The organism is Streptomyces sp. NPDC040432 (assembly GCF_055595445.1).
Genome location: NZ_JBVIVP010000015.1, coordinates 118,964 through 134,055, shown reverse-complemented (window position 1 = coordinate 134,055; position 15,092 = coordinate 118,964). Strand labels below are relative to the sequence as shown.

Annotated in this window: 13 protein-coding genes and 2 tRNA genes; 7 read left to right on the top strand and 8 right to left on the bottom strand. The window is 73.0% G+C overall.

The annotated features are described in order from the left end of the window. Positions 1–38: 38 nt before the first annotated feature. The 3 genes from ACZ58N_RS26740 to ACZ58N_RS26730 all read left to right on the top strand — a co-directional run bounded on the left by ACZ58N_RS26740 (position 39) and on the right by ACZ58N_RS26730 (position 4,574). Positions 39–2,243 (top strand): elongation factor G-like protein EF-G2, encoded by a 2,205-nt coding sequence (locus tag ACZ58N_RS26740; RefSeq protein WP_471164654.1) that lies wholly within the window; start codon positions 39–41, stop codon positions 2,241–2,243. A gap of 192 nt (positions 2,244–2,435) precedes the next feature. Further along, positions 2,436–4,124, top strand: coding sequence for a hypothetical protein (locus ACZ58N_RS26735; protein ID WP_471164652.1), 1,689 nt, complete (start codon positions 2,436–2,438; stop codon positions 4,122–4,124). Positions 4,125–4,172: 48 nt separating this feature from the next. Next, positions 4,173–4,574, top strand: coding sequence for a DnaJ family domain-containing protein (locus ACZ58N_RS26730; protein ID WP_471164649.1), 402 nt, complete (start codon positions 4,173–4,175; stop codon positions 4,572–4,574). Between the two features lie 45 nt (positions 4,575–4,619). Here the strand turns inward: ACZ58N_RS26730 and ACZ58N_RS26725 are convergent, their stop codons facing one another. Both ACZ58N_RS26725 and thrS read right to left on the bottom strand, forming a co-directional pair. Next, the gene (locus ACZ58N_RS26725) at positions 4,620–5,180 is read right to left on the bottom strand and encodes an HIT family protein (RefSeq protein WP_281205820.1); all 561 of its coding nucleotides are present in this window, start codon (positions 5,178–5,180) and stop codon (positions 4,620–4,622) included. An 80-nt stretch (positions 5,181–5,260) separates the two neighbouring features. After that, the gene (thrS, locus tag ACZ58N_RS26720; protein WP_471164645.1) at positions 5,261–7,237 is read right to left on the bottom strand and encodes a threonine--tRNA ligase; all 1,977 of its coding nucleotides are present in this window, start codon (positions 7,235–7,237) and stop codon (positions 5,261–5,263) included. Between the two features lie 202 nt (positions 7,238–7,439). Here thrS and ACZ58N_RS26715 point away from each other — a divergent pair, with 202 nt between their 5' ends. Next, a complete protein-coding gene (locus ACZ58N_RS26715) occupies positions 7,440–7,913 on the top strand; it encodes a GNAT family N-acetyltransferase (RefSeq protein ID WP_471164643.1) in 474 nt (157 codons plus the stop codon). Positions 7,914–7,935: 22 nt separating this feature from the next. Here ACZ58N_RS26715 and ACZ58N_RS26710 read toward each other — a convergent pair whose 3' ends face one another. Together ACZ58N_RS26710 and ACZ58N_RS26705 are read right to left on the bottom strand one after the other, a co-directional pair. Then, complete coding sequence (locus ACZ58N_RS26710; RefSeq protein WP_471164640.1) at positions 7,936–9,156, bottom strand: hypothetical protein; 1,221 nt, start codon at positions 9,154–9,156, stop codon at positions 7,936–7,938. After that, positions 9,156–9,734 (bottom strand): DUF4365 domain-containing protein, encoded by a 579-nt coding sequence (locus tag ACZ58N_RS26705; protein WP_471164637.1) that lies wholly within the window; start codon positions 9,732–9,734, stop codon positions 9,156–9,158. The genes ACZ58N_RS26710 and ACZ58N_RS26705 overlap by 1 nt, the downstream gene beginning before the upstream one ends. A gap of 221 nt (positions 9,735–9,955) precedes the next feature. Here ACZ58N_RS26705 and ACZ58N_RS26700 point away from each other — a divergent pair, with 221 nt between their 5' ends. Further along, positions 9,956–10,681: a 3'-5' exonuclease gene (locus ACZ58N_RS26700; protein ID WP_388898779.1), complete on the top strand. Its 726-nt coding sequence runs from the start codon at positions 9,956–9,958 to the stop codon at positions 10,679–10,681. A 78-nt stretch (positions 10,682–10,759) separates the two neighbouring features. Here the strand turns inward: ACZ58N_RS26700 and ACZ58N_RS26695 are convergent. Both ACZ58N_RS26695 and ACZ58N_RS26690 read right to left on the bottom strand, forming a co-directional pair. After that, positions 10,760–10,831, bottom strand: a tRNA-Val gene (locus tag ACZ58N_RS26695). 38 nt (positions 10,832–10,869) lie between these two features. After that, positions 10,870–11,343: an SRPBCC family protein gene (locus tag ACZ58N_RS26690; protein WP_471164634.1), complete on the bottom strand. Its 474-nt coding sequence runs from the start codon at positions 11,341–11,343 to the stop codon at positions 10,870–10,872. Between the two features lie 129 nt (positions 11,344–11,472). Here ACZ58N_RS26690 and ACZ58N_RS26685 point away from each other — a divergent pair, with 129 nt between their 5' ends. Then, the gene (locus ACZ58N_RS26685) at positions 11,473–13,848 is read left to right on the top strand and encodes an SCO7613 C-terminal domain-containing membrane protein (protein ID WP_471164631.1); all 2,376 of its coding nucleotides are present in this window, start codon (positions 11,473–11,475) and stop codon (positions 13,846–13,848) included. Positions 13,849–13,916: 68 nt separating this feature from the next. On the opposite strand, the gene ACZ58N_RS26680 is transcribed toward ACZ58N_RS26685, so the two are convergent. After that, positions 13,917–13,988 (bottom strand) — tRNA-Val (locus ACZ58N_RS26680). 57 nt (positions 13,989–14,045) lie between these two features. After that, the gene (locus tag ACZ58N_RS26675) at positions 14,046–14,483 is read right to left on the bottom strand and encodes a TIGR02611 family protein (protein WP_471164629.1); all 438 of its coding nucleotides are present in this window, start codon (positions 14,481–14,483) and stop codon (positions 14,046–14,048) included. A gap of 177 nt (positions 14,484–14,660) precedes the next feature. Between ACZ58N_RS26675 and ACZ58N_RS26670 the strand changes: the two genes are divergently transcribed. Then, entirely contained in the window at positions 14,661–15,074 is a 414-nt protein-coding gene (locus ACZ58N_RS26670; protein ID WP_030011909.1) for an SsgA family sporulation/cell division regulator, read from the top strand. The last annotated feature ends 18 nt before the right edge of the window (positions 15,075–15,092 follow it).

Below are 15,092 nucleotides of genomic sequence, written 5' to 3'. Positions count from 1 at the left end.
CACCCCTCCTCACCGCGACACCGGGAGGCACGAGCACCATGGGAGCCACATCACACCAAGCCGGGGCCGCCGGCAGGGCACTGACGGCCGACCGCCCCGCTTCCGTACGGAACGTCGTGCTGGTCGGCCACAGCGGTGCCGGAAAGACCACTCTGGTCGAGGCGCTGGCCCTGACCTCCGGGGCCGTGAACAGGGCCGGTCGGGTCGAGGACGGCACGTCCGTCTCCGACTACGACGAGATCGAGCAGCGCCGGCACCGGTCCGTCCAGCTCGCGCTGGTCCCCGTCGAATGGGCCGGCATCAAGATCAACATCTTGGACACTCCCGGATACGCCGACTTCGTCGGGGAACTCAGGGCCGGTCTGCGCGCCGCGGACGCGGCCCTCTTCGTCGTCTCGGCCTCGGACGGCATCGACGGGGCCACCCGGATGGTCTGGGACGAATGCGAGGCCGTCGGCATGCCGCGCGCCATCGTCGTCACCCATTTGGAGGCAGCCCGCGCCGACTACGCGCAGATGACCGACATCTGCGGGGAGATCTTCGGCGGGGACGACCCGGACGCCGTCATCCCCCTGTACCTGCCGCTGCACGGACCGGCCGGCGCCGACGGCCACGCCCCGGTCACGGGCCTGCTGGGCCTCCTCTCCCGGCGCGTGCACGACTACACCTCGGGCGAGCGCGCGGAGCGCGATCCGGACCCCGCCGAACTCGCCCTCATCGACTCCGCCCGCTCGCGCCTCATCGAGGGGATCATCGCGGAGAGCGAGGACGAGGGCCTGATGGACCGCTACCTCGGCGGCGAGGACATCGACCTGAAGACCCTGGTCGACGACCTGGAGCGGGCCGTCGCCCGCGGCACCTTCCACCCCGTGCTGATGGCCGCTCCCGCCGTCGACGGCGCCCGCCAGGGCCTCGGCACGGTGGAACTCCTCGAACTGATCACGGGCGGCTTCCCCACCCCCCTGGAACGCGCCCCGCTCACCGTCACCTCGCCCGACGGCGCCCCGCGCCCCGAGGCCACCTGCGATCCGGCCGGACCGCTGCTCGCCGAGGTCGTCAAGACGTCCTCCGACCCCTACGTCGGCCGCGTCTCCCTCGTCCGCGTCTTCTCCGGCACGCTGCGCCCCGAGCAGGCCGTCCACGTCAGCGGCCACGGCCTCGCGGACCGCGGCCACGAGGACCACGACGTCGACGAGCGGACCGGCGCCCTCACCTCGCCCTTCGGCAAGCAGCAGCGCATCCTCGGCCAGTGCATCGCGGGCGACCTCGCCTGCGTGGCCAAACTCACCCGCGCCGAGACCGGGGACACGCTGTCCGCCAAGGAGTCCCCGCTCCTGATGGAGCCGTGGCGCATGCCGGAGCCGCTGCTCCCCCTCGCCATCGAGGCCCACAGCAAGGCCGACGAGGACAAGCTGTCCCAAGGACTGGCCCGCCTCGTCGCCGAGGACCCCACCATGCGGCTGGAGCAGAACCCGCACACGCACCAGCTCGTCCTGTGGTGCCTCGGCGAGGCCCACCAGGACGTCGCGCTGGAGCGGCTGCGGAGCCGGTACGGAGTCCAGGTCGACCCCGTGGCCCACAAGGTGAGCCTGCGCGAGACCTTCGGCGCCAAGGCCGCCGGCCGCGGCCGGCACGTCAAGCAGTCCGGCGGCCACGGCCAGTTCGCCATCTGCGAGATCGAGGTGGAGCCGCTGCCGCCCGGCAGCGGCATCGAGTTCGTCGACAAGGTCGTCGGCGGCTCGGTCCCCCGCCAGTTCATCCCGTCCGTGGAGAAGGGCGTCCGCGCCCAGGCCGCCCGGGGGCTGGCGACGGGCCATCCGCTGGTCGACGTACGGATCATCCTGCGCGACGGCAAGGCCCACTCCGTGGACTCCTCCGACGCCGCGTTCCAGACCGCGGGCGCCCTGGCCCTGCGCGAGGCCGCCGCGGGCGTCGCGATCCACCTCCTGGAGCCCGTCGCGGAACTCGACGTCCTCGTGCCCGACGAGTACGTCGGTCCGGTCATGAGCGACCTCGCCGGTCGGCGCGGCCGCGTCGTCGGCACCGAGCAGTCGGGCGCCGGACGGACCCGGGTGCGCGCCGAGGTCCCGGAGATCGAGATCGACCGGTACGCCGTGGACCTGCGCTCCGTCTCGCACGGCACCGGCCGGTTCACGCGGGCGTACGCGCGGCACGAGCCGATGCCCGCGCCGATCGCGGACAAGGTGCGCGAACAGGCGGAGAAGGGAAGTCATCTGACATAGCGCCAGGGCTACCGCCCGTCCAACCGGCTTGCGGTGGGCGGTATTTCCCTGTCCCATGACCATGCGGCGACGTCCGCCGATAAGCTCTTCGGCGCGGCGGGGAGCAGATCGGGCGGCACGGCGGCACGGCGGCGGGCCGCACGCCGCGGGGCGGCACGAGAACAGCACGACAAAGAGCACAGTGGCACGGCGATGGGGGCAGCGGTGGCGGACGACGGATTCGACTTCAGGCCCGGGGCACAGATTCCTCTCCAGGGGAGCGGCGGCCAGACCGCGGCGACGAACGCGCTGGCCTCCGCCGCGTACCGCGACGGCGGCAAGGACACCAAGCTGTCCTCCATACTCGGGGCCAACAGCGAGCTGCACCCGGCCTCGATCAAGGAGCCCAAGCTCTCCCTCTTCGAACCGAACCTCGGGGAGGCCTTCTGCCGCGCGGTGGAGGCCCGCACCCTGGGCGCCGGCCGCAAACCCCTCATCCAGTCCTTCGGCGCCGACCCGCAGACCGTCGTGGAGCACTGCCTGGCCGCCTCCCGCATCCGCAAGGACCGCGACCGCCGCCTCCGCATGATCACGCTGGTCTGCGGGGTGCTGTTCCTCCCGGGGACGCTGCTGTGGCTGGGCCTCTTCCAGCTGCGCAAGACCCTGTCGAAGGGCGAGGGCCGCAAGACCGGCTGGATCGGGACGGCGCTGCTCGTCGCCATCGCCCTCTTCGCCGCGATCCTCCTGTACCGGGTGATCAAGCGCGAGCCCGGCAGCGGCTTCCTGGAGCTCTACCTGCTCGCCTCGCTCGCCGCCCCGGTCATCGGCTGGTACCTGGCCCGCCGGATCTGCGAGAACACCGCCGCGGACCTGCGGTCGCGCTGGGACGGGCTGCTCGGCGGCGGCGGGGTCGCCGCCAAGATCCCCGACGCGGTGCCCGGCAATCCCGACGAGAAGGCCCGCGAGGACCTGCGCCACCAGCTGGCGAAGCTCACCGCCGAGGACCGCAGCAACTCCGTGTTCTACGCCGGCCCCAAGGGCATCCTCGGCATGGGCACGCGCTGGGGCAGCTGGCAGATGGCCGAGGAACTGACCCCCGCGACCGAGGGCCACGAGATCCACCCCTTCCGCAGCTGGGACGTCATACGCGCGATCGACACCCAGTTGCGCAAGCTGGAGCGCGGGCCCCTGCACACCGGTGGCTTCCCGGCGGCCTCCGTCCAGCACTGGATCGTCACGCCCGTCGGCGAGGGCGCGGGCGAGGTGGCCCGGCCGGGCGGCGAGAACGTGGACACCTTCCTGGTGAAGCCGCACGAGATCACCCGCATCTGCAACGAGCAGCAGTTCAGCGCGGGCAACCGGCACTACCTGGGCATCCAGTACCCGCTCTGGGACGGCCAGCTGGTCATCACCATGCTGGTCACCGTGACCGTGCTCTACAAGACGCTGCGCGTGGACGTCACCGCCCACGCCCTCGGCCCCGTCCACGGCCTGTTCACCACCAAGTCGAAGGCCCCGGTGGTCGAGGTCCCGAAGTCGGTGCGCTTCTGGGAGACCGTGGAGCGTCCGCTGCGGCTCGTCGACGCGTCCGAGGTCGTGCGGCTGGCCGTGCGCGCGCCGCTGACCTGGTACCCGCCGCTGCTGGAGCACTTCGGCGGCAAGCTGGTCCTGCCCGAGCCCTTCGGTCTGCGGCACGTCTGGGCCGGCTCGATGTGGCGCCACCGCTTCATGGCGGACGACGCGCTGCGCACGGTCGCCCCGGTGCTGCGGTCCGTGCACGCGGCGACGTTCAAGGTGCTGGAGGAGAACGGCGTCGACACCGAACGCTTCACCACCCGTTCGTCGATCATGAGCGGCATGGTCCAGGAGCCTTCCCCCCGCAAGGCGGACGTGTACGAGTAAGTACGCTGGAGGAGTCCCGCCCCGGGCGGGGGAACCCGAGGAGGTGCCGTGACCGAGCGCAAACCGCCCGGCGTCAGCTTCGAGTCCTTCGTGGACCGGCAGATCCGCGAGGCCGAGGCCCGGGGCGAGTTCGAGAAGCTGCCGGGCTGGGGCAAGCCGATGGCCTCGCTGGACGCGCCGTACGACGAGCTGTGGTGGATCAAGGGGAAGATGCACCGCGAGGGCTTCTCCTCCCTGCCGCCGGCGCTCGCGCTGCGCAAGGAGGCCGAGGACGCCCTGGAGGCGGCCCGCGCGGCCCGTTCCGAGCGGGAGGCGAGGGCGGTCCTCACCGAGGTGAACGTGAAGATCGCGGCGGCCCTGCGCATGCCCCCGCCGGGTCCGCCCCTGAACCTGACCGAGTTCGACATCGAGGCCGTCCTGGCCGAATGGCGCGCCGCGCGCCCGTCCTGAGCACGGGGACGGGGCGGCCCCGTGGGCCCGCCCCGCTCGTGGAAGTCAGTCGACCGGCCAGGCGTCCGAGAGCATCTGGCGGGTCTCCGCGAGGAGTTGCGGCAGCACCCTGGTGTGCCCGACGACCGGCATGAAGTTCGCGTCACCGCCCCAGCGCGGCACGATGTGCTGGTGCAGGTGGGCCGCGATGCCGGCGCCGGCGGCCGCCCCCTGGTTCAGGCCGATGTTGAAGCCGTGCGCCCCGGAGGCCTTGCGCAGCGCCGTCATGGCCCGCTTCGTCAGGTCCGCCAGCTCGGCCGTCTCGGGGCCGTCGAGCTCCGTGTAGTCGGCGACGTGCCGGTACGGGACGACCAGCAGGTGGCCACCGTTGTAGGGGTAGAGGTTGAGCACCGCGTACACGTGCTCGCCCCGTGCCACGATCAGCCCGTCCTCGTCGGACATCTCCCGAAGCCCGCAGAAGGGACAGCCGTCCCCGGCCTCCGGGCCGGTCGGCTTGTTCTCCCCCTGGATGTAGGCCATCCGGTGGGGCGTCCACAGACGCTGGAACGCGTCCTGCGTGCCCACTCCGCCCTGCTGCTCCGGCTCAATCGTCATGGGATGCAGCATATGACCTCGCCCGCACGTACGAGGAAGGCCCCCGGAAAGTGATCACTTCCCGGGGGCCCGCCGTGCCGTCGTGCCCCGGATCAGACCTGGACGCGGTCGGCGACGACCTTGGCCAGCTTGGCCAGCGCCTCGTCCTTGGCGATGCCGTTCTCCTGCGAACCGTCGCGGTAGCGGAAGGAGACGGTGCCCGCGGCCATGTCCTCGTCACCGACGATGATCATGAACGGGACCTTGAGCTTCTGGTGGTTGCGGATCTTCTTCTGCATGCGGTCGGAGGAGGCGTCCACCTCGACCCGCAGGCCCTGCCCCTTCGCCTCGGCGGCGAACTCCTGGAGGTACTCCACGTGCCCGTCGCCGATCGGGATGCCGACGGCCTGGACCGGGGCGAGCCACGGCGGCATGGCGCCCGCGTAGTGCTCCAGCAGGACCGCGAAGAACCGCTCGATCGAACCGAACAGGGCGCGGTGGATCATGACCGGGCGCTGGCGCGACCCGTCCGGGCCGGTGTACTCCAGGTCGAAGCGCTCCGGCAGGTTGAAGTCCAGCTGGACGGTCGACATCTGCCAGGTGCGGCCGATGGCGTCCCGCGCCTGTACGGAGATCTTCGGGCCGTAGAAGGCCGCGCCGCCCGGGTCGGGGGTCAGCGGGAGGCCCTGCTTCTCGGCGACCTGCTGGAGGACGGCGGTGGCCTCCTCCCAGGCCTCGTCCGAGCCGACGAACTTCTCCGGGTCCTTGGTGGACAGTTCCAGGTAGAAGTCGGTCAGACCGTAGTCGCGCAGCAGGTTCAGCACGAAGGTGAGCGTGCGGTCGAGCTCCTCCGCCATCTGCTCACGGGTGCAGTAGATGTGCGCGTCGTCCTGGGTGAAGCCCCGGGCGCGGGTCAGGCCGTGCACCACGCCGGACTTCTCGTACCGGTACACGGTTCCGAACTCGAAGAGGCGCAGCGGCAGTTCGCGGTAGGAGCGGCCGCGCGCGTCGAAGATCAGGTTGTGCATCGGGCAGTTCATGGGCTTGAGGTAGTAGTCGGTACCACCGTCGAGCTGCATGGGGGGGTACATGCCCTCCGCGTACCAGTCCAGGTGACCGCTCTTCTCGAAGAGGGCGCCCTTGGTGGCGTGCGGGGTGTAGACGAACTCGTACCCCTCCTCCTCGTGGCGGCGGCGCGAGTAGTCCTCCATGGTCCGGCGGATGATGCCGCCGCGCGGGTGGAAGACGGCGAGGCCGGAGCCGATCTCGTCCGGGACGGAGAAGAGGTCGAGCTCGTTGCCGAGCTTGCGGTGGTCGCGCTTCTCGGCCTCGGCGAGGAAGTCGAGGTGGGCCTTCAGCTCGTCCTTCGACGGCCACGCGGTGCCGTAGATGCGCTGGAGCATCGGGTTCTTCTCGCTGCCGCGCCAGTAGGCGGCCGCGTTGCGCATCAGCTTGAACGCCGGGATGTTGCGGGTGGTGGGCAGGTGGGGACCGCGACAGAGGTCCTTCCAGCACAGCTCGCCCGTCTTGGCGTCGAGGTTGTCGTAGATGGTCAGCTCGCCGCCGCCCACCTCGACGTTCGCGCCGTCGTCGGTGGAGGCCGAACCCTTGATGCCGATGAGCTCCAGCTTGTACGGCTCGTCTGCGAGCTCCTCGCGGGCCGCCTCGTCGGAGACCACGCGGCGGGCGAACTTCTGCCCGCGCTTCTGGATCTCCTGCATCTTCTTCTCGATGACCTTGAGGTCCTCGGGGGTGAAGGGCTTCGCGACGTCGAAGTCGTAGTAGAACCCGTCCCGGACCGGCGGGCCGATGCCCAGCTTGGCCTCGGGGAAGAGCTCCTGCACGGCCTGCGCCATGACGTGCGCGGTCGAGTGCCGCAGGATGTTGAGGCCGTCCTCGGAGGAGATCTCCACCGGCTCGACGGTCTCGCCGTCCTTCACCTCGTACGCGAGGTCCTTCAGCTCGCCCGCGACGCGCGCGGCGACGATGGTGCGCTCGCCGGCGAAGAGCTCGGCCGCCGTAGTGCCCGTGGCCACCACGCGCTCGTCCCGCTCGGAATCGCGTTGGATGATCACACGGACGTCTGACACCGGTCTCTCCTGACTCAGGGGGTGCGCGAGCGAACACTGCGCGCCTGAATCGTACCGAGCCGAGTGCCCGGGCAGCGAAACGGATAACGGTCGTACGCGTCCGGCGGCCCCGGCCGGGGCCGGCGGGGGCCGCGCCCGGCGGCCCCGTGGATAGCGTGGGGACCGCCCGCGCCCCGTCCCGCCCGCCCGAAGGGAACCCCGCATGCCGAACCTGCTCCTGCGTCCGCTCGACCTGACCGACGAGGTCACCGCCGTCGCGGTGCACCGGATCGGCCGCGCCTCCTACGCGGTGGAGGCGGCCCTGATCGGCTTCGACGGCATACCCGCGCTGCGCGAGAGCCTCCGGGAGATGCGGGAGCGTCCGCTGCACTGGTCGGGGGCCGTCTCCGACGACGGCTCGATCGCGGGCTTCCTCGCCTGGGCCCAGGAGCCCGACGGGGCCATCGGGATCGACCGGCTGTGCGTGGACCCGGCGTGGTTCCGCCGGGGAATCGCCTCCAGGCTGATGCGCCACCTCCTCGCCGAGACCTTCCCGGACCGTGCCGTCGAGGTCACCACGGGCGCGGCGAACGCCCCCGCCGTGGCCCTGTACGAGGGCCTCGGCCTGGTCCGGGGCGCGGACTTCTCGCCGGTCCCGGACCTGCTCATGGCCCGCTTCACGCGCCCCGCGCCCTGACCGCCGGGGCCGCGCGCCTGGGCTATTCGTCCGAGGGGAGCACGTCCTGCGGGTCGAAGGCCGCGTCCAGGGTCTTCATCAGGCGGTCCCGCTCGACCTCGTCCAGCGGCACCGGCGTCACGTCGGTCGCCCCGGTGAGCCGGCGGAAGCCGCCGCGCCGCTGGAGCCGGCCGCTGACCCGGACGGGCAGTCCGACGAGGTGCGCGTGGCCCGCGATGCGGTAGGCCTCCTCGTCGAGCGCGGCCCTTACGTACGGCACCTCGGCGCCCGCCAGCACCCGCAGCCGCACGGTGCCCCCTCCCCCGGCGGCCGAGCGGCGCATCCGCACCACCGCGCCGGCGACGCGGACGGCGACGGCCGGCTCGTCCCGGGTGTACCGGTCGGCGGCCTCGCGCAGCACGGGCAGGTCTCCCGGCGAGAACTCCACCGGCTCGGGCCGGGCGGCGCACCCTGCGGGGACCCCGGCGGCGGGCGCCCAGGCCAGCGCGACGCGGACCCCCTCCGAGCCGCGCACCAGGGCGATGAGCGCGTCGGCGAGTTCCCGGCTGACGCCGGCGGCGACGGCCGCGTCGAAGGCCTCCATGCCTCCGGTGGCCCGTCGGTAGTCCACGGCCTCGCGGGCCGCGTGCAGCGCGTGGTGCAGCCGGGTCACGGGGCCCCGGCCGCCGCCGACGGGGACGTAGGCGGTGAGCCTGCGACCGCCCGGGGAGGGGCCCACCAGGACCCCGTCCAGGGTGCGTTCGGCCTGGGCGCGGTGGCGGGCTCCGTAGTAGCCGGCCCGCGCCCGGTCGGCGAGCGCCCCGGCCAGCAGCATCCGACGGGCCGCCGAGCGCAGTTGCTCCTGCACCGTCCAGACCGCGTCGCCCTGGCGGCCGTACGGGCCCTCGGGGATGATCTCGCGTTCCCAGCGGACCTCGTCGCTGGGAACGCTCAGGCCGAAGAGGACCTCGCGGGCCGACGGGAGCCCGCTGCGGGAGAGGGCCGTCAGCGCTTCCTCCAGCAGGTCGGAGCAGTCGGGGAAGGCGCGGCTCTCGGGGACGAGCAGGCTGGCGGCGCCGCCGCCCGGCCGGCCCGGCGGCGGCGTCCAACGGCCGTAGCGGCCCGCCGCGCCGCCGCGCCGGAGCCAGCCGTGGCGGCGCAGGAGGGCGCCGAGCACCTGTGGGTCGACCTGGGCGGGATCGGGCGCACCCGGCTCCGGTTCCGGGGACGACAGCGGTTCGAGGTGCGGTGGCTGCCGGTTCATCAAGGTGTCCCTCCCGACCCGACCCGGGTCATGATCTCGCACAGCGCCCGGTCGTCGAAGATCCGCGCGGTCGGGATCCGTACGGTGGTCCGGCGCCGGCCGGTGACGGGGTGTCCGGCGAGGTTGGTCCAGTAACAGCAGTGCCGCAGGTCGAGCCGGTCGTGTCCGGCGCTCAGCCACTGGTCACGCTCCCGCGGTACGAGCATGACGACGAGGATCTTGTGGACGGCGACCGGCGTCCGGGCCAGTTTCACCAGGTGTTCGTTGTCGAGGGTGAAGCCGAAGGTGTCACCCGCCGGCCTCGGCGGCACCTGGTAGGTGGCCTTCAGTTGCACCTTGACGGTCACCTCGTCGTCGACGACGTGTTCGGGCGCGCCGTGGCTGACGTGCCAGTCGATGCCGTTGTCCGGAAAGGGCTGGGACAGCGAGCAGCCGGCCGCGGCGGCGACGGCGTGGAGGTAGCCCACCTGGAGCGTCTCCATGCAGGCGGTGGTGGCGAGCGTGCCCCGCAGCGGTCCGGTCGCGGGACCGGTCCGTGTCTGCAGCACCCCGCCCGGTTCGGGCTGTGCGAGCGCCATGGCCGGCTCCCCATGCCTTCCGGGCCCTGCCGTGAGTGGTGTCGGGGTGATGGCCGGTCATGTGTGCGGCCCCCTTGTTGAGTTGTCTCCGCAGCCGGGGGGCGGCAAACGGCGTACGGGGCAAACAGCCCGGGTATCACCGAAGCGGGCGGGGGCGGCACGTTCCGGGACGACGGCGTCCGGGTGCTCCCCATCTGCCGACCGGGGACGAGGAGTTCGCCATGACGCGCTGGTACGAAGGCCCGTTGGCCTCATTCGACACGGAGACGACCGGAGTGGACGTCGAGCAGGACCGGATCGTGTCCGCCGCGCTCGTCGTGCAGGAATGTGCGGGCGGCCGGGTCCGCACCACCCGCTGGCTGGTCAATCCCGGCATCCCGGTACCGCCGGGAGCCACGGAAGTGCACGGCCTGACCGATGAGCACCTCCAGCGCCACGGCCGTTGGCCGGCGCCGGTGGTGGAGGAGATAGCCCGCGCGCTGGGGGAACAGCAGGTGGCGGGGCGGCCGGTGGTGGTGATGAACGCCCCGTTCGACCTGACGCTGCTGGACCGGGAGTTGCGCCGACACCGGGCCTCCTCGCTGTCGCGGTACCTGGACAACAGGCCGTTGACGGTGCTGGATCCGCGGGTGTTGGACAAGCACCTGGACCGCTACCGCAAGGGTCGTCGCACGCTGACGGACCTGTGCGCGCACTACGGGATAGAGCTGGAGGGCGCGCACGACGCGTCGGCGGACGCGTTGGCGTCCCTGGAGGTCGTACGGGCCGTGGGTCGCAGGTTCGCGGGGAGGCTGGAGCGGCTGACCCCGGCCGAGCTGCACACCTTGCAGGCGGTGTGGCACGCGGCGCAGGCGCGCGGCCTGCAGGCGTGGTTCGCGCGGCAGGGGACGCCCGAATCGGTGGATCCGCACTGGCCGCTGCGGCCGGAACTGAACCAGGCCGCCTAGGACCTGTCGTGCGCGCCGCTCGGCGGGGCCCTGCATGCGGAAGGCCGGTCCGTCATCAGACGGACCGGCCTGTCCCGGTGGGCGATACTGGGATCGAACCAGTGACCCCTTCGGTGTGAACGAAGTGCTCTCCCGCTGAGCTAATCGCCCGGGAACGGACTGAACAATACAAGAGGCGTGGGGTCTGTTCAAACCGCTTCCGGGCCGGCCGTCAGCCGGGCCGCGAGACCGCGCCGGCCGGCCCGCATCATCAGGGCGTGGTTGAGCCTGAACAGCGGCCGGGCGGGCACCGAGAGTCGGCGCAGCAGGGGCGCCCTGACCTCGACCTCCTGCTCGTACAGGGCCCGGGTGCGGGTGGCTCCGGGGCCGCCGCGCCGACGTACGGTCCACCGCGCCCAGCCCTCGATGTCACCGCGCAGGGCGACCTCCAGCACGCCCCGGGCGGGGTCGCGGAGCAGGCCGGTGATGTCGACGTGGATGCCGTACGGGAGGGCCGAGCGGATCAGGGCGTTGCCGGTGCCCTCCCCCGCCGGTTCGACCCGGCGCACCTGGGGCCACCACGAGGGGTACTGCCCGGGGTCCTCCAGCAGGGAGAAGACGAGGGCGGGCGGGGCCTGCAGGTCCCACACGCTGCGGAAGCGGTAGTGCGTCCAGCGGTGCATGACTCCAGTCTGACCCGCCGGGCGGTTTCGCGTGGGCGGTTCCGCGGACCCGACCTCAGCGCGTACTCAGGGTCGATCTGAGTACGCACGCCCATGTCCTGATGCCGTGACGGGCGACACACTCCGCGTATGAACACCCCCTTCCCGCCAGGATCGTCCCCGGCCCTGCCCCCGGCCGAGGAGTTGGCGCTCATCGACCGCGAGCTGACCCAACTGGACGCCCGGCGGCACTACTTGCTGTCCCGACGGAACTGGCTGATCGGCTTCCTCGCGCAGGGCGCGCCGACCCCGGCAGGTCCTGCGCGGCCGACGGGTCCCGCGATGCCGGCGGTGCCCGGGGCGGCTCCGGCGCGCGGCGCGCAGAACGTGCTGTTGACGTTGGGCGCGGTGCTGTTGGCGGTGGCCGCGCTGGCCTTCACCCTGGTGAGCTGGGGTTCGCTCGGCATCGCCGGGCGTTCGGTGGTGCTGGCCCTGGTGACGGGGGCCGCGCTGGCCGCGCCCGTGGCGCTGCTGCGGCGGGGGCTGCGTTCCACCGCGGAGTCGGTGGCGGCCGTGGGTCTGCTGCTGACGGTGTTGGACGCGTACGCGCTGCACGCGACCGGGCTGTCGGGGGTCGGGGGGACCGCGTACGCGGCGGGGGCCTCGGCGGTGCTCGCGGCGCTCTGGGCGGGCTACGGGTCGGCGCTCCCCCGGCTGCGGCTGCCGCTGCTCGCGGCGGTGCTGGTGGCTCAGCTGCCGCTGCCGCTGGCCGCGGCCGCCTCGGGTGCGCGGCCGTTGGGCACCGGCTGGTCGGTGCTGGTGACGGCAGCATTGGACGCCGCCCTCGCGGTGGTGGTGACGCGGCGGTCGGTGCGGGTGACCGCCTGGGTGGTGGCTTCGGTGACGGGCGCGGTCGCGCTGCTGACGGGTGCGGTGCTGTCCCTGACCGGTCCGGGGTCGGTCGGTCCGGCGTTGCTGCTGATGGCGGGGGCCGGCCTGGGCGTGGCGGTCGCCTGGCGCGAGGCACGGGCGTGGCCGGCGGCGCTGGTGGGCGGGTTGGCCGCGGTGATGGCGGTCGGGGCGCTGGTCCCGGCCGGGCACGCGGCCCGGGGGGACATGTGGCCGGTGGTGGTGCACCTGGTGGCGGCGCTGCCGTTGGCGGCGGCCGTACGGGCGTCCGCCCTGCCGGGGCAGGTCCGGCGCGGCCTGCTGTGGGCGGGCGCGGGGGTGGCCGCGGTCGCGGCGCTGAGCACGGTGCCGACGGTCGGCCTCGTGCTCGCGGCCCGGGTCGGCGTGCTGGGCGAGGTCTGGGCGTCGACCAGCCCGTCCGGGGGCGGGTCCGGGGCGGGCGGCGCGGTACCGGTGGCGCTGCTGCTGGTGGCGGGGGTCGGCTGGTGGGCGTCCCGGGAGCTGCCGCGCCGGGAGCCCGTGGTGGTGGCCGTGGTGGCCGGCTGGGCGGGGTTGTTCACGGCTCCGGTGCTGCTGGGGCTGCCCGTGGCGGCGGTCCTGGGGGCGCAGACGCTGGTGGTGGCGGCGGCCGGCGCGCTCGCGGTGCGGGCGTCGGAACGGTCCGTCGTCCCGGCCGCCGCGGTGTGCGCCGTGGTGGGGGCGCTGAACGTGTCCCTGGGGGCGCTGGACGGCCGTGTGGCGACGTTCGCGGTGTTCGGGCTGCTGGGGGCCGGTGCCGCGCTCGGAGCGGCGTACGGGCCCGCCCGGCCGGCCGTGCGGGCCGGTGGGGCGGTGGCGGCCGTCGGGTACGCGGTTGCGGTCTCCGTGGCGGTCGCGGCGGTGGGCGGGCTCGCCCAGGCCTGGCTCGGGGTGGCGGCCCTCGCGGCTCCCGCGGTGGTGGCGGCCCTGGCGCCGCGGCTGGGGCAGGTGCGGATCCCGGCGGAGTGCGCGGCGGCCGCGGCGGGCACGGTGGCGGTGGTGCTCGCGGCCGGTGATCCGCCGGTGCTGGCCCTGACGCTCGCCCTGGGCGGGGTGCTGTGCGCCGGCGCGGCGTTGCGGGCGGACCGGCGGCGCCTCGGCTGGGCGGCCACGGCACTGTTCGTGTCGGCGACCTGGGTCCGCCTCGCCGCGTCGGGGGTGACGGTGCCGGAGGCGTACGCGCTGCCGGTGTCGGTGCCGGCCCTCCTGGTGGGCTTCCTGTCCCGCCGCAAGGACCCGGCGGTCTCCTCCTGGACGGCGTACGGGCCGGGGCTCGGGGCGACCCTGCTGCCGAGCCTGGTCGCGGCCTGGGGGGACGCGCACTGGCTGCGCCCGCTGCTGCTGGGGTCGGCGGCGCTGGCCCTGACCCTGGCGGGCGCGCACCGGCGGCTCGGTGCCCCGCTGCTGCTGGGCGGCGTCACGCTGGCGGTGGTGGCCCTGCACGAGCTGGCCCCGTACGTGGTGCAGGTGGCGGGGGCCCTGCCGCGGTGGCTGCCGCCGGCGCTGGCGGGCCTGCTGCTGCTGATGGTGGGCGCGACGTACGAGAAGCGGCTGCGCGAGGCCCGGCGGCTGCGGGAGGCGCTGGGACGGCTCCGCTGAGGCGGGCGGGAGGCGGAAACGCCGAGGGCCCGGAGACTCTCACGGAGTCTCCGGGCCCTCGGTCCGGGTGGGCGATACTGGGTTCGAACCAGTGACCCCTTCGGTGTGAACGAAGTGCTCTCCCACTGAGCTAATCGCCCGGACGCACCGCAAACATTACCGCATGTCAGCGGCGCTCCGTGACCACCTCCGGCGGCCTACTGGTCCTTGATGTCCCAGGGCAGGACCAGCCCGTACTTCCACAGGTAGAAGCCGATCAGCGCGCCCGCGATGACGAGGCCCGCGCTGGTCAGAATGATGTTGCGGCGCCGGACCTTCGGGTCGAGCGCCTTCTGCGCGGCCTCGCTGACCTTGCGCTTGGTCCAGCGCAGGACGAGGTGGGCCCAGGCGAACTCGGTGGCCCAGATCGCCAGGCCGGCGAAGATCGCCACCCAGCCCGGTCCGGGCAGGACGAGCATGGCGATGCCGGCCCCGATGACGGCCAGGCCGACGATGAAGACGCCGACCTGCCAGCTCAGGTGGAGGCTGCGGTTCGCCTTGATGAAGGCGGGCGCCTTCGACACGTGCGGCGTCTCCTCGGCGGGCGCCCCACCGGTGGTGGACTCGTTGGTCTCGCGGTCACTCCCCGTATTCATGCCGCCGAATCTACCGGAGGTCGAAGCACACGTGAACGCCCCTTTGGATCCGCCGTCCGAGGGACCCAGAGGTCCGCAAAACGGTCAGAGGGGTTTACAACGCCACCGTAGGTGGCATGTCGATTTCGCCGACGTGCGAATCCCCGAGCGCACACTGAGCGAAAGGCCCTGGCGCTTATGAACACCACGGTCAGCTGCGAGCTGCACCTGCGCCTCGTTGTGTCGAGCGAGTCCTCACTGCCTGTTCCCGCGGGCCTGCGGTATGACACGGCCGACCCCTACGCCGTGCACGCCACCTTCCACACCGGCGCCGAGGAGACGGTCGAATGGGTATTCGCCCGCGACCTCCTCGCGGAGGGCCTGCACCGGCCCACCGGTACCGGCGACGTCCGCGTCTGGCCGTCCCGCAGCCACGGTCAGGGCGTCGTCTGCATCGCCCTGAGCTCTCCGGAGGGAGAAGCACTGCTCGAAGCACCCGCCCGAGCACTCGAATCGTTCCTCAAGCGGACGGACGCCGCGGTTCCACCCGGGACCGAACACCGGCACTTCGACCTCGACAAGGAGCTCTCCCACATCCTGGCCGAAAGCTGAGCCAGGCCTACCGCCGCT

Excerpts from the sequence above, each read along its gene's own strand:
- ACZ58N_RS26740 (WP_471164654.1), top strand. The coding sequence starts at position 39 with ATGGGAGCCACATCACACCAAGCCGGGGCCGCCGGCAGGGCACTGACG.
- ACZ58N_RS26735 (WP_471164652.1), top strand. The coding sequence starts at position 2,436 with ATGGGGGCAGCGGTGGCGGACGACGGATTCGACTTCAGGCCCGGGGCA.
- ACZ58N_RS26725 (WP_281205820.1), bottom strand. The coding sequence starts at position 5,180 with ATGCTGCATCCCATGACGATTGAGCCGGAGCAGCAGGGCGGAGTGGGC.
- ACZ58N_RS26715 (WP_471164643.1), top strand. The coding sequence starts at position 7,440 with ATGCCGAACCTGCTCCTGCGTCCGCTCGACCTGACCGACGAGGTCACC.
- ACZ58N_RS26710 (WP_471164640.1), bottom strand. The coding sequence starts at position 9,156 with ATGAACCGGCAGCCACCGCACCTCGAACCGCTGTCGTCCCCGGAACCG.
- ACZ58N_RS26705 (WP_471164637.1), bottom strand. The coding sequence starts at position 9,734 with ATGGCGCTCGCACAGCCCGAACCGGGCGGGGTGCTGCAGACACGGACC.
- ACZ58N_RS26700 (WP_388898779.1), top strand. The coding sequence starts at position 9,956 with ATGACGCGCTGGTACGAAGGCCCGTTGGCCTCATTCGACACGGAGACG.
- ACZ58N_RS26690 (WP_471164634.1), bottom strand. The coding sequence starts at position 11,343 with ATGCACCGCTGGACGCACTACCGCTTCCGCAGCGTGTGGGACCTGCAG.
- ACZ58N_RS26685 (WP_471164631.1), top strand. The coding sequence starts at position 11,473 with ATGAACACCCCCTTCCCGCCAGGATCGTCCCCGGCCCTGCCCCCGGCC.
- ACZ58N_RS26675 (WP_471164629.1), bottom strand. The coding sequence starts at position 14,483 with ATGAATACGGGGAGTGACCGCGAGACCAACGAGTCCACCACCGGTGGG.
- ACZ58N_RS26670 (WP_030011909.1), top strand. The coding sequence starts at position 14,661 with ATGAACACCACGGTCAGCTGCGAGCTGCACCTGCGCCTCGTTGTGTCG.